The sequence below is a fragment of the Sphingobium subterraneum genome (assembly GCF_014199435.1).
In the GTDB taxonomy this organism is placed as follows: Bacteria; Pseudomonadota; Alphaproteobacteria; order Sphingomonadales; family Sphingomonadaceae; genus Sphingobium; species Sphingobium subterraneum.
The window spans coordinates 225,154-237,195 of record NZ_JACIJP010000002.1 but is presented as its reverse complement, the minus strand read 5'-3'; the positions used below and the strand labels follow the sequence as shown (position 1 = coordinate 237,195).

Below are 12,042 nucleotides of genomic sequence, written 5' to 3'. Positions count from 1 at the left end.
GGGTTATTTGCCCCTCATGCCGTCGAACACTTCGGCGAACGCCGGCTGGTTGGCGTGGGTGAGGCTGGAACGGGCGGCCTCGATCACCAGAGGCTGCGGGTGGCCGTGGAGCGAGGCGACGATGATCTGCTTGACGACGTGATAAATCGCACCGTCTGCCTCGATCACCGAGCGACAGCGGGTCGCGAACGGGCCGACCATACCATAAGCCAGCAAAACGCCAAGGAAGGTTCCGACCAGCGCCGAGCCGATCATCGCGCCAAGGATGGCGGGGGGCTGGTCAATCGAGCCCATGGTCTTCACCACGCCCAAAACTGCGGCAACGATGCCGAGCGCGGGTAAGGCATCGGCCAGACCCTGCAGTGTGTCGGCGGGACGAATCGCTTCATGGTGGTGGGTCTTGAGGCCATTGTCCATGACCTCCTCCACTGCATGCGGATCGAGCGTGCCCGACGACACCACGACTAGGCGCAGCGTGTCGCAGATCAGGTTGATGAGTGTGTGGTCGCTTGCCAGACGGGGATATTCCGCAAAGACAGAGGAAGACTTGGGATCCTCGATATGTGGTTCGAGCGCGACCGGACCTTCGACGCGCAGCATCTTCATCAGCCGGCTGACGAGAAAGATACAGTCGAGGAAATCCTGTTTCTTGTAGCGAGTGCCCTTGAATACCTTCCCCAGGCCGGTGCCCAGCCCCTTAAGGTCCGCGCCGCTGTTGCCGATGATCAGCGCGCCGACGGCTGCGCCGCCGATGATAAGCATTTCATGGGGGAGCGCGTGGAGCACCGGCTCGATGTCGCCACCGGTGAACACGAAGCCGCCAAACACCATGGCGATCAGGACAACGAGGCCGATAATGGCAAACATGAAAATCCCCGCAAGCTGATCCGGTAGGACGCGTTTTCGGCGTCTGTCCTTTCCCTATAACGACGGCTTTCAGATATGGTTTAACGTGATGGTTACCGCGTTGTTTACCAGATCAAAAAACCAGGGGAGAAGCCCGGGTCGGCTCCAAATATGATAATGAAGAACAGCTTCGCCCATATTGGCCAAGGCAGGGGTAGATCAGCTGATCAGATCCCACAGGCTCTGGCGGTTTATCCGCGCAAAGGCCGATTGCGCAGCTTCGAGCGTGAGCAGCTTGGACTGCAACCCGGCGAGCGTCGTCGTCAGATCGGTGTCTTCCAGCTTGGAACGCCGCTCCGACAAGCTGAGACTGGTGTCAGACAAGCGATCGGTGGCGGCCGAAAGACGGTCGCTGCGAATGCCCTGAACCGACTGATTGATGATCACATGATTGAGGCCCGCCTCGACAGCCGTCAGTGAATTCTGGATATCGGCGGGAACGCCGGATGTCACTGCGTTGATCGCGCCGACTAGGATCGCGTCGAGCGAGGTTGTCGTCGCGCCGACGGTCACGCCGCTTTCAATGCTTTGGCGTGTACCTACCACATCGAGAGCCAGTCCGCGTGAGACAGGCACTTGTGTCGGGTTCGTGTCGTCGAACACGGGCGTGCCTTGATAGTCCTTCTCATTGAGAAGGTCGGAAAGGGAGGCGCGGATGCCCTGTAGATCGGCGATGGTCGCAGCCTTGCCCGCCGGGTCCATCGAATTGGATGATGCGTTGACCATCAGTTCGCGCGCGCGCGAGAACAGGGTGTTCATTTCGTTCAGGTTGCTCGATGCCTTGTTAGCGCGGGCCTGACCATAGTTGGCGTTGGCCGTCCATGCTGCCTGCTGAGCCTGCGACCGGCCAATCTCGGATACCTGCACCCAAGCCTGCGGATCCTGTGATGGTGTGCTGAGCTTCTTACCACTCGATATCGAGGCCTGGTCGTCGGCGATGCTGCGCGCGAGACGCTGCTGGCGCGCGATTTCATCGGCCATCGTCTGTGAAGTGATTGCTACCATGTCTCAGTTCCTCATCTTCACGTGATCCGCAGGACGGAATCGATGGTTTCGCGCGCAGCCTGAATGACCTTGGCGCACGCCTGATAGGCTTGCTGGATTCGCAACAAATCGGCCGCTTCCATGTCGAGGTCGACGCCGCTAACCTTTTCCCGCGCCGAACGGGCGTTCTGATCGCGCGTCTGCGAGGCAGCTTGTTCCTGTTTGACGGTGTTGAGCACGTTGCCATGGGCGACCACGAGAGCAGTCCAGCCCTGTTCCACACCCGACGTGCTGCGCGTCGTCGAGATGTTGAGGAGATTGCCGTTGAGACGCCCGTCCGACGAGCGCGCGGCGATCTTCGTGATGTCGGTCAGGACGACGGAGAGGCTCGATGCGGTGGTTCCAACGCTGACCAGCGGGCCGCCCGCCGCACCGGTGTCGGTCAGACCCTGCGCGTGCCAGGCATTCATATCCGTGGCGAACTGTACCGCGAGCGTATCCAGGCTCGCGATCCGGTCCTTGACGATGGATGCACTCGTGAAGGCGCCGCCTAGCGAGCCATCTGCCGCGCCGGCCACAGCGGCGTTGTTAAGCAGCAGGTTCATCGTGCCGTTAGTGTTCTGCGTGACGGAGAAAGTTCCGGCGGCATTGCCCTGAACCACGTTCTGGCCGTCATAGGCCACGCTGGCGCTTCCGCCCGGCCCGAAGGTGATCGTGACGTTCAGCTTCTGCGTGATCTTCGACAGTTCCGCGTCGCGGCTGTCCAGCAATTGCGCCTGATTTGCGGTATTGTTCGCGGACTGCAGCAGACTTGCGTTCACCCGTGCCAGTTCGGTCAGCGAGTCGTTGAGCAACTTCACATCGCCCTGTGCGGTGGCGTAGGTTCCGTCGAGTGTCGATTTGAGCGCGGCGGAGCTTTGCTGGAACGCGGTAACGACCTGCTCAACGCCGTAAAGCACGTTGGTCCGCAGCGAAGTGTCGCTCGGGCTGGCGGCGAGCTTTTCCACCGCGCTGTACATGTAGCCAAGTGAGGAACCGACACCCAAAGCATCATCGTTTAGAGCGGTTTCGGTGTCGCTGAGCCAGCGTAGGCGTGAATCGGCGCCCGCGAAGGACATGCCCGTCATCCGTGCCGCGGCGTCAAGATAGGGATCGTTCGCGCGTTGCACCCCAACGATTACCGAACCACCAAAGTTCGCGCGCGGAACATAAAACGGCTCGGTCGAAGCGGCCAGCGACGATTCCGCCAGCGTGACGGAACGCCGGTTGTAGTTGGGTGTGCCGCTGTTAGCGATATTCTCCGACACCGCGCCCATCTGCGCGCGATAGCCCTTGAGGCCGCTCGACCCGATGACGAAGAGATCGGCGCTGCTCATGGCGTGGTGCTTTCAGTTGCTGGCGCGGGATTGGCCGCCGCATAGCCCGCCGCTGCGGTTCCCGGAGTGGCGGGTGGGCGAGAAAGTTGGCGGATGAGCATGTTGGCGACGCCAAAGCTGCCGGTTTCCGCCATGTTATCCGCAGTGCGGGCGTCCGACATGTCGCGGAACTGCTCGCCCGCGCTGCTGTCGTTTAGGCCTTCGGACAGGCTCGACGAGCGCATTGCGCTGATCATCTGGCGCAGGAAGATCGCCTCAAACGCCTTGGCCGCCTTAACCAGCGACGGGTCGGGCGCGGCGGTGGCTGCGACGGTTGCCGAAGGGGAGAGAGGAGAGGAAACCTGCGTCATAATACCACCAGCTCCGCCTTCATCGCGCCCGCCTGCTTGAGCGCTTCGAGGATCGCGACCATGTCCGCTGGCGACGCGCCAATCGCGTTCACCGCTTTGACTATATCGGCCAAAGATGCCCCACCTTTAAAATTTATTACCGGCTTCTTTTCCTCCTGCACCGAAATCGAGCTGGAGGGCTCGACCGCCGTCTCCCCCTTCGAGAAGGGAAGCGGCTGCACAACACGCGGGCTTTCCTGCACACTGACGGTCAGCTTGCCGTGGGCAATGGCCGCCGGAGCGATGCGTACTGCGCCGTTGATGACGACCGTGCCGGTACGTGCGTTGACGATGACCTTGGCGGGGGCGTCGGCGGGCCGGACCTCGATATTCTCGATAAGGCCCATCATCAGAATGCGCTGTTCTGCGCCCTGCTGCGCGTCGATGGTGACGGAGACTGCATCCATCGCGCGGGCGCGGCGATCGCCGAAGGCCTGGTTTATGCCATCGGCTACGCGCAGGGCGGTGGTAAGGTCCGCTTCGGCGAGGTTAAAGGTGAGTTGGGGGGCGGTGTCGAAGCCGGTGATAACCGCTCGCTCGACCGTTGCCCCACCCGGAATGCGCCCGGCGGAGGGGATGTTGACCGAAACCTGGCTGCCGTCCGCGCCGGATACGCCCAGGCCGCCGACAGCGAGGTTGCCCTGCGCCATGCCGTAAATCTGGCCGTCCGCGCCGCGCAACGGCGTGAGGATGAGCGTGCCGCCACGTAACGACTTGGCCTTGCCCAGCGCCGATACGGTCACGTCGAGACGCTGGCCCGGCTTGGCGAAGGCAGGAAGATCCGCCGTCACCAGCACGGCCGCTGCGTTCTTGAGCGCCGGATTTACGCCTGCAGGCAGCGTAAGGCCGAAGCGGGAAACGACCCCCTTCATCCCCTGCGTCGAATAATCGAGGCTGTCGTCACCCGTTCCGGCAAGGCCTACGACCAGACCATATCCGGTGAGTTGGTTCGGGCGCACGCCTTGAAACGTCCCGAGATCCTTGATCCGCTCCGCGTGGGCGGGCGCTGCGACGACGCACAGCGTGAGGGCCAGCGCAACCAGAGCTCGCGCGAAAATCGATGTGAACATGCGGATCATTGGGAATAATTCCATCAGAATGGGCTGACCATGGTGAAGAAGCGCTGCAACCAGCCTTGGCGGCTGGCGCGGGCGATTTCACCCTTGCCGGTGTAGGTAATGCGAGCGTCGGCTACGCGCGTCGATGCAACCCGGTTATCGGGTGTGATGTCGGCGGGACGGACAAGTCCGGAGATCTGGATAAACTCGTCACCGCGATTGAGCGTCAGTGCCTTCTGTCCGCGTACGAGCATCGTGCCGTTGGGGTAGACCTGTGCCACAGTGACTGTGATCTCGCCCGAAAGGCTGTTGGATTGGGTCGCGTTGCCCGCACCCTTGAAGCTGTTCGTGCCACTTGCGGCGACATCGGTCGACTTGAGAATCTTGGACAGGGGACCGGTAGACGGTGGGGTCAGGCCGATGCTGCCGTCGCGCTTGGTGTCGGCGGCGTTGCTCTTGGAGGCCTGAGTGCTTTCGATAAGCGAAATCGTGATGATGTCGCCGACCATAGCTGCACGTGCGCCGCTGGTCAGTGGGGCATAGCCCGACGCAGGCTGAAAGATGCTGCCGTTCGCCTGCACCTGCTCGGCAGGCGACGGCGCATAAGTCGGCGCATAGGTGATGGCATCAGCCTTGCGCGAGCGCGCTTCGGCCTGCGGTGCGCCGAAGCCCAGCGCGACAACCCCGGTGGCGAGGAGAAGGGTGCTACGCATCAGGCCCCTCAAAGCTGCTGGTTCGCATATTGCAGCATTTCGTCAGTCGCCTTGATCATCTTGGAATTGACCTCATAGGCGCGCTGGGTCTCGATCATGTCGACCAGCTCCTCGACCACGTTGACGTTCGACGATTCGAGCGAACCCTGACGCAGGGCGCCGCGGCCGTCGAGCCCGGCGGCCCCGACCTGCGGCGCGCCACTGGCGGCGGTTTCGACGAGCAGATTGTTGCCGATCGACTGCAGCCCGGCGGGGTTCATAAAGCTCGCCAGTTCGATCTTGCCGACCTCGACCGGTGCGGTCTGGCCCTGCAGGGTTGCGGACACCGTGCCGTCATTGCCGACGGTGATGGATGTCGCGCCATCGGGGACGGTGATTTGCGGCAGCACCTGAAGCCCGTCTGAGGTGACGACAGTTCCTTCAGCGCTGCGCTGGAAATTGCCAGCGCGGGTATAGGCGGTCGTGCCATCCGAACGCTGAATCTGGAAATAGCCATTGCCCTCGATCGCGAGATCGAGCGCGTTGCCCGTCACGTTGAGTGTGCCCTGACTGTCTTGGCGGCTGGTGCCTGCGAGCATGACGCCGGTACCCAGCGAGAGGCCGGTGGCGAATTTGCTTTCTGCGTCCGAAGCGGCGCCTGCGGCGATGAGCTGCTGATAGGCAAGGGTCTGAAAATCGGCCCGGTCCTTCTTGAACCCGGTCGTGTTCACATTCGCCAGGTTGTTGGCGATCACCTGCATCTTGGTATTCTGCGCATCGAGCCCGGAGCGGGCGACATGCAAGGCTGCGTTGGTCATGATTCAGTCCCCTGAGGTATTTGTATTAATCCGGCATCCGCATCAGGCTGGCGCCGCTGTCGTCGAGATCCTTGGCGGTGTTAATCATCTTGATCTGTGTTTCCCACGCGCGGCTCGCCTCGATCATCTGGACGAGCGCTTCGGTCGCATTGACGTTGGATCCTTCGATCGATCCGGCGATCACCGCGCCAGATGGATCGTTGGGAAGGACGCCACCGTTCTTTTCGCGGAACAGCCCGTCGAGGCCCTTGGCGATTTCCGACCCCGTGGCGCTAGCGATCTTGAGGCCGTCGATCCGCTGCGGGTTGTTGGCGTCGCCGCCCGCCGGAACGATCCAGATCCCGCCGTCCTTGGCAATCGAGATGCTATCGGCTGCGGGCAGGGTGATCGGTCCGCCCTCGCCGATGACCGGCAGTCCATCGCCGGTCGTCAGCAGTCCGCTGTCGGTTAACTTGAAGTCACCGCGCCGTGTATAGGCTTCGCTGCCATCGGTGGCTTGTACCGCCAGCAGAGAGTCCCCATCGATCGCAACATCCAGCGGATTGCCGGTGTGGACGATCGACCCCTGCGCCATGCTGGCGCCGACCACCTGTTCGGCTGACTGGGCGCGCGACTTGAACGTCTGCCCATCGACCCAACGGGTGGAGGCGTTGGCGATTTCGGCGCGGAAGCCGGTGGTGTTCACATTGGCGAGATTGTTCGCAATGGCTGCCTGACGCGCCATCGCGCCCCGCATGGCCGTAAGCGATGTAATGACCAACCGATCCATGATGAAACCCCGTTAAGTGCCCAAATCGAGATAGGAGCCCGCGTTAAGAGCGCAGGTTGACGATCGCCTGCGTCATGTTCGACGCGGATTCGATCGCCTTGGCGTTCGCCTGGAAATTCCGCTGGGCGGAGATCAGCGCCACGAGTTCTTCCGTAATGTCGACGTTGGAACGTTCGAGCGCACCCGAGCGAACTGCGCCATAGAGACCGGCATTGCCCTGACCGTACACGGCATCGCCGCTCTGCAACGTCGCCTGCCAGTGCGCATCGCCCTGCTGACGCAGGCCTTCCTGCGAGGGGAAGGCTGCCATGGCGACCGTACCAAGCATCTGGGTCGTGCCGTCCGCGAACGTGGCGGTCACCAGACCGGCGACCGATACGCCGACGCTCGACAGCTGCACCGTGGGTGCGCCAGGCTTGGAAACGGGAATCTGGAGATCGCTCAGCGATCCTGCGGCGGTGCTGGTCGGCACGCCGTTTGCGTCGACCGGTAGAACTTGCAAACGACCGCCTACGGTGTCGACGACATAGCGGTTCTCGTCCAGCTCGAACGCGCCATTGCGCGTGTAGCTGATCTGCGCGGTCGGCGGAGGCGTGCGGACGGTGAAGAACGATTCGCCGGTGATCGCGAGGTCGAGCGTCTTGTCGGTCGTTTCGATCGTGCCCTGCGTAAATTGCTGCTGGATGCCGTTGATGCGTGTACCCTGGCCGGCGACCTGCGTCGTCGTCTGCATCGGCGCGGCTGCGAAGATGTCACCGAAGTTCGAGCGGCTCTTCTTGAAGGCGGTCGCGTTCACGTTGGCGACGTTGTTCGAAATGGTCGAAAGATCGGCCTGCGCCGCCTTGAGGCCGGAAAGCGAGATATAGAAGGACATGGACTAACTCCTCGTGGTGATCTGTGGATTAGGCAAGACGCAGCGCGTCGGTCGGGCTGTAGCTGCCCAAGGGAGTAATGAGTTTAGCGTTGGTGCCGTCGCCGGGTGATTGGACCGCTGCGATCGGTGTCCAAGTGGCGACACTCGTGGGAGTGACGCCCTTGACGCGGACCTGCAGCGGCTGGGTGCCGATCTGGTTGCCGTCGGCGTCCTTGCCGTCCCAGTAGAAGGACGTGTCGCCCTTGCCGCGCGCGCCCATCTCGATTGTGTGGACCACGCCGCCGCTGCCGTCGACCAGCTCGATGCTCACATTTTCGGCGGCTTCTGGCAGGGTGATCTGGCCGATATACTGGCCCGATGCATCGGGAGCCGCGATATTGCTCTTGACCAGCATCGACCGGCCGATCCAGCTCGCCGCATCGCCAAGGCGATTGCCCGCGAGCTGATCCTTGATCGAGGACAGCGTCTGGTTCATCTCCGCCACGCCGCTGGCGTTGGTGATTGTCGCCATCTGGGCGACCATCTGAGAGTTATCCATCGGTTCGAAGGGATCTTGCGTCTGGAGCTGCGCCGTGAGCAGCTTGAGGAAATCCATCTGGCCAAGCTGTTGCTGCTTGAGGGTGCTGGCGGTTCCGCCGGTCGTCAGGCTGGTATCAATGGTGGTCATTTGCCCATCCTTATGGTGTCGAGCATCAGCGATTTTGCGGTCTGGAGGACCTGCACATTGTTCTGATAGTTGCGGGAGGATTCGATCATATCGACCAGCTCGGCGCTGCTATCGACGGCGGCTTCCCACACATCGCCGTTCTTGTCGGCGAGCGGGTGGGCCGGGTCGTGGCGCTTCACGGGCTTGGCGTTGGTGGTGACGACCTGCTCGACATCGACCGTGGAGACGCCGGGGCGCTCGGTCGAGGAACGGAACACCGGACGGATTGCGCGGTAGGCCTGTGCCTCGCTGCCGCTGACATTACCGGCATTGGCCATATTGGAGGCTGTGGCGTTCAGGCGGACGAGCTGGGCCGACATTGCCCTGCCCGCGATGTCGAAGACGCTCATGGGGTTGTTGGCCATGCTCATTCTCCTCGCAAGGCGCGGTTGATGGTGTTGATGCGGCTTTCCAGAAAGGAGAGCGTGGTGCGGTATTTGACGGCGTTTTCTGCGAACAACGTCTGTTCGGTCGAAAGCTCTACCGTGTTGCCGTCCACGCTGGGCTGCAGCGGGATGCGATAACCCATCGCGCCCTGTGCGGCGTTGTCGACTGAAGTCTGACCCTGCGTGGCGGTCTTGAGCGCGGCGTCAAAATCGAGGTCGCGGGCCTTGTATCCCGGCGTCGAAGCGTTGGCGATGTTGGAGGCAAGCAGGTTCAGTCGCTGCGAGCGAAGCTCCAGCGCCTTTCCGTGCACTCCGAACAAACTGTCTTCCAAAGCCATTTTTCTTCCGACCGTCCTAAAATGTTTGAACCCGGCGCCGTTATAACCCTTGCGGACCATGCGGGCGGATCATCCGATCTGTATCTAGCAAGGGCCGTGCCAATTGTGCGGTGGCTGTATGACATATTCCGAAAACCGCGCATTCGTGCGGCTTTCCGTATGCGGCAGATCGCGCGCGGCAATTTGTTGCCGGTGTGCGGCAATTCTTTGCCGATGCGCTCTGCGGGCGGTTCGGCTGGGGCCGGGGAACGGAATTCGTGGCGCGAAGCCACCGGGGAGATGGTGATGCTCGCAATGCTGGGGAATCTGCTGAACCCCGTGACATTTTCGGTGATGCTGGGCGGCTGCTTCGCCGTCGCGACGATGCAGAACGGCGCGCGGGGCGCGGGCCGGGCATTCCGCGCGCTGAGCGCCCTCTGGCGCGCCGACCCGGACCGCGACATGCTGCTGGCGCGCGCGACCATGACCAAGGTGGATCACCTCGCCAACCTGCGCGGCCTATCCTGCACGGACCGGGTGAAGGCAGCCAATCCCTTTCTCGCGCTCGCGGTGCGCAAGCTTGCCGATACCGAGAATGTCGACCGGTTCGAGATGTGGGCGGAACAGGCGCTCGCGGACCGGACCGCGCGCCATGGGCAGGCACACAAATTCTGGAACGCTGTGGCGGACGCAGCGCCTGCATTGGGCATGGCTGGGACGATCATCGGCCTCGTCGGCATGTTCGCCGGGATGGATGACGCCGCGAAGATCGGTCCGTCGATGGCGCTGGCGTTGTTGACGACGCTGTACGGCGTAATCCTTGCCAATTTCGTGGCGGCCCCGATTGCCGCGCGCCTCACTGACCTGTCCGAGCGCGAGCTGATGTGGCAGCACGAACTGTGCCGCCGCATGCTGGTAGTCGCGCGGCGGGAAACCGCGCCAGTGCGCCGCGCCTCGATCCGCGAAGTCGCATGAAGGCAATCGCTCTCACACGGCGTAACCGCTGGGCGATCAGCTTTGCTGATTTGGCGCTGCTTCTGCTCGGCTTTTTCGTGCTGCTACACGCCAACGCGGGACGGCAGCAGGAAATCGTCGGCCAGATCGCGAGGGAGTTCGGCGCGCCCACCGCCGGATCTGACGTACTGCGCGCCGATGCTCTGTTCGCGCCGGGCGAGGCGATGATTGGTCCGCAGGGCAACGGGGAAATCGTCAAGGTCGCCCAAAAAATGAGGGGGTCGAGCGACATCGTGGAGATCCATTCAGTCGGGCAGGGTGGAACGACGTTGCGCTTCGATAGCTGGGATCTTTCGGCAGCGCGCCTTGGCTCGGTGGCTCGCGCGTTGACCCATGCGGGTATCGAGCCCCGCCGTATCGTGATCCGGGGGCTGGACCAGAGTCAGGCGAGCGCAGCCAAGGGGCAGACATTTACCTTCCGCTACCGCCCCGCGCATTAATTCCCATATTGGCACAGTTCTTGCTTATATAATCCTGATGGGTGCGTGATGGCCCAAAACAGGAGAATGCGACGTGCGCGAAGTGACGATGATCGCTGTGCTGCTGGTCGGAATGAGTGCCAGCCCGGTGTTCGCCCAGCAAAAATTCGAGAATCTCGACCGGATCGATGGTTTGGTGGCGATGACCGTCGGCGCCAATCTCGGGGAGCCGGGTGGCCCTGTCTCTCCTGTCGATCGTCGGCTGCGGTTGGCGGCTTGCCCAGAAGTACCCGATGTGCAGGGGCCTGTATTCGGTGCAGCCATCGTGCAGTGCAAAACGCTGGGCTGGCGTATTCGTGTGCCGCTGAGTGTGAGTCTGCAGGGGTCGGGTACGCCGTCTGCCGCCCCGGCTTCCTACATGCGGCCTCGCACCGTGGCTCCGGCCAGCCGCGAAATTGTCGTCAAAAAGGGCGATCCAGTGCAATTGGTGGCAGGCGGCGCCGCGTTTCAGGTGTCGCGCATGATGATCGCCGATGAAGACGGCGCCGCCGGACAGATGATCCGCGTTCGTGAAGACCGCAAAAGCGACCCTGTGCTGGCGCAGGTCGTGGAAATCGGTATCGTACGTGCGCCGGGATTTAAAGATTTCTGAGGGCTGCCGTATATAGATGCGCAGATGACGAAAAGGACGGTTTCATGATCAAGTCGATAGGCCAGGCAATCAGCTCTCCGATAGAGCTTGCCAAGTCGCGCGAGGGCAGCAAGGCCCGCGCCGCTTCCACGGCGGGATCGAGCCTGTCCGAGGCATCGAGCGGCGCATCTGCGACACCGGCCGCGCGGATGGCGGCGGAAGGCGCTCCGGTCGACATGGACCGGGTGGCGGCGATCAAGTCAGCTATCGCTTCTGGCAATTACCCGGTCAATGCCGAGAAAATCGCCGAGCGCATGATCGCACTCGACCTGCCCGACGAGAGCGGGGAACCGCACTAATGCCCACTGGGTCTGCCGCGATTGACAGTCTGCACAGGGCGTTTGGCACGTTGCGCAGCGCGCTTGATGCCAATGATCCGGCGGCGATTCTCGCCGCGTCGAGCGAGGTACGCGCGATCACCAGTGACATCCGCGCACAGGGCGCATGGCGCCAGGATCCGGCACTGCACGAAAAGATCCAGTCGTTGCTGCCGATGATCGATTCGGCGCGGTTGCGCGTCAACATGGCGTCCGACCATGTCCGCCAGAGGATATCCCTGCTGGCTGATTATGGCAGCGACGGCGCCAAACTCACTTACGGCCGTTGAACGCAGATCGGGTTCATTCCGGATCTTTTTTGCAGA

At 62.4% G+C, this 12,042-nt stretch carries 17 protein-coding genes; 5 read left to right on the top strand and 12 right to left on the bottom strand.

Going from position 1 to position 12,042, the window contains the following annotated elements:
* Positions 1–3 precede the first annotated feature (3 nt).
* The 12 genes from motA to flgB form a co-directional block, all read right to left on the bottom strand.
* Positions 4–867, bottom strand: a complete 864-nt coding sequence (gene motA / locus FHS92_RS07795) for a flagellar motor stator protein MotA (protein WP_184079278.1) — start codon at positions 865–867, stop codon at positions 4–6.
* Positions 868–1,065: 198 nt separating this feature from the next.
* Positions 1,066–1,911, bottom strand: a complete 846-nt coding sequence (locus FHS92_RS07790) for a flagellin (RefSeq protein WP_184079276.1) — start codon at positions 1,909–1,911, stop codon at positions 1,066–1,068.
* A 17-nt stretch (positions 1,912–1,928) separates the two neighbouring features.
* Positions 1,929–3,266: a flagellar hook-associated protein FlgK gene (flgK, locus tag FHS92_RS07785; protein WP_184079274.1), complete on the bottom strand. Its 1,338-nt coding sequence runs from the start codon at positions 3,264–3,266 to the stop codon at positions 1,929–1,931.
* A complete protein-coding gene (locus tag FHS92_RS07780; RefSeq protein WP_184079272.1) occupies positions 3,263–3,616 on the bottom strand; it encodes a rod-binding protein in 354 nt (117 codons plus the stop codon). Before FHS92_RS07780 ends, flgK begins: the two co-directional genes overlap by 4 nt.
* Positions 3,613–4,725: a flagellar basal body P-ring protein FlgI gene (locus FHS92_RS07775; protein ID WP_246351908.1), complete on the bottom strand. Its 1,113-nt coding sequence runs from the start codon at positions 4,723–4,725 to the stop codon at positions 3,613–3,615. Before FHS92_RS07775 ends, FHS92_RS07780 begins: the two co-directional genes overlap by 4 nt.
* 23 nt (positions 4,726–4,748) lie before the next feature.
* The gene (locus FHS92_RS07770) at positions 4,749–5,426 is read right to left on the bottom strand and encodes a flagellar basal body L-ring protein FlgH (RefSeq protein WP_184079268.1); all 678 of its coding nucleotides are present in this window, start codon (positions 5,424–5,426) and stop codon (positions 4,749–4,751) included.
* An 8-nt stretch (positions 5,427–5,434) separates the two neighbouring features.
* The gene (gene flgG / locus FHS92_RS07765; protein WP_184079266.1) at positions 5,435–6,223 is read right to left on the bottom strand and encodes a flagellar basal-body rod protein FlgG; all 789 of its coding nucleotides are present in this window, start codon (positions 6,221–6,223) and stop codon (positions 5,435–5,437) included.
* 25 nt (positions 6,224–6,248) lie between these two features.
* Positions 6,249–6,992: a flagellar basal-body rod protein FlgF gene (gene flgF, locus FHS92_RS07760; RefSeq protein WP_184079264.1), complete on the bottom strand. Its 744-nt coding sequence runs from the start codon at positions 6,990–6,992 to the stop codon at positions 6,249–6,251.
* Positions 6,993–7,035: 43 nt separating this feature from the next.
* A complete protein-coding gene (locus FHS92_RS07755; RefSeq protein WP_184079263.1) occupies positions 7,036–7,866 on the bottom strand; it encodes a flagellar hook-basal body complex protein in 831 nt (276 codons plus the stop codon).
* A gap of 28 nt (positions 7,867–7,894) precedes the next feature.
* On the bottom strand, positions 7,895–8,533 hold the full coding sequence (locus tag FHS92_RS07750) for a flagellar hook assembly protein FlgD (RefSeq protein ID WP_184079262.1): 639 nt from the start codon (positions 8,531–8,533) through the stop codon (positions 7,895–7,897).
* Positions 8,530–8,922: a flagellar basal body rod protein FlgC gene (gene flgC / locus FHS92_RS07745; protein ID WP_184080239.1), complete on the bottom strand. Its 393-nt coding sequence runs from the start codon at positions 8,920–8,922 to the stop codon at positions 8,530–8,532. The genes FHS92_RS07750 and flgC overlap by 4 nt, the downstream gene beginning before the upstream one ends.
* A gap of 17 nt (positions 8,923–8,939) precedes the next feature.
* Complete coding sequence (gene flgB, locus FHS92_RS07740; RefSeq protein WP_184080238.1) at positions 8,940–9,296, bottom strand: flagellar basal body rod protein FlgB; 357 nt, start codon at positions 9,294–9,296, stop codon at positions 8,940–8,942.
* Between the two features lie 285 nt (positions 9,297–9,581).
* Between flgB and FHS92_RS07735 the strand changes: the two genes are divergently transcribed.
* From FHS92_RS07735 to FHS92_RS07715, 5 genes are all read left to right on the top strand, one after another.
* Positions 9,582–10,250: a motility protein A gene (locus FHS92_RS07735; RefSeq protein ID WP_184080237.1), complete on the top strand. Its 669-nt coding sequence runs from the start codon at positions 9,582–9,584 to the stop codon at positions 10,248–10,250.
* The gene (locus FHS92_RS07730; protein WP_184079261.1) at positions 10,247–10,729 is read left to right on the top strand and encodes a flagellar motor protein MotB; all 483 of its coding nucleotides are present in this window, start codon (positions 10,247–10,249) and stop codon (positions 10,727–10,729) included. The genes FHS92_RS07735 and FHS92_RS07730 overlap by 4 nt, the downstream gene beginning before the upstream one ends.
* Before the next feature lie 88 nt (positions 10,730–10,817).
* Entirely contained in the window at positions 10,818–11,360 is a 543-nt protein-coding gene (locus FHS92_RS07725) for a flagella basal body P-ring formation protein FlgA (RefSeq protein ID WP_246351863.1), read from the top strand.
* Between the two features lie 44 nt (positions 11,361–11,404).
* The gene (gene flgM / locus FHS92_RS07720; RefSeq protein ID WP_184079260.1) at positions 11,405–11,698 is read left to right on the top strand and encodes a flagellar biosynthesis anti-sigma factor FlgM; all 294 of its coding nucleotides are present in this window, start codon (positions 11,405–11,407) and stop codon (positions 11,696–11,698) included.
* Entirely contained in the window at positions 11,698–12,006 is a 309-nt protein-coding gene (locus tag FHS92_RS07715) for a hypothetical protein (protein WP_184079259.1), read from the top strand. The genes flgM and FHS92_RS07715 overlap by 1 nt, the downstream gene beginning before the upstream one ends.
* Positions 12,007–12,042 lie beyond the last annotated feature (36 nt).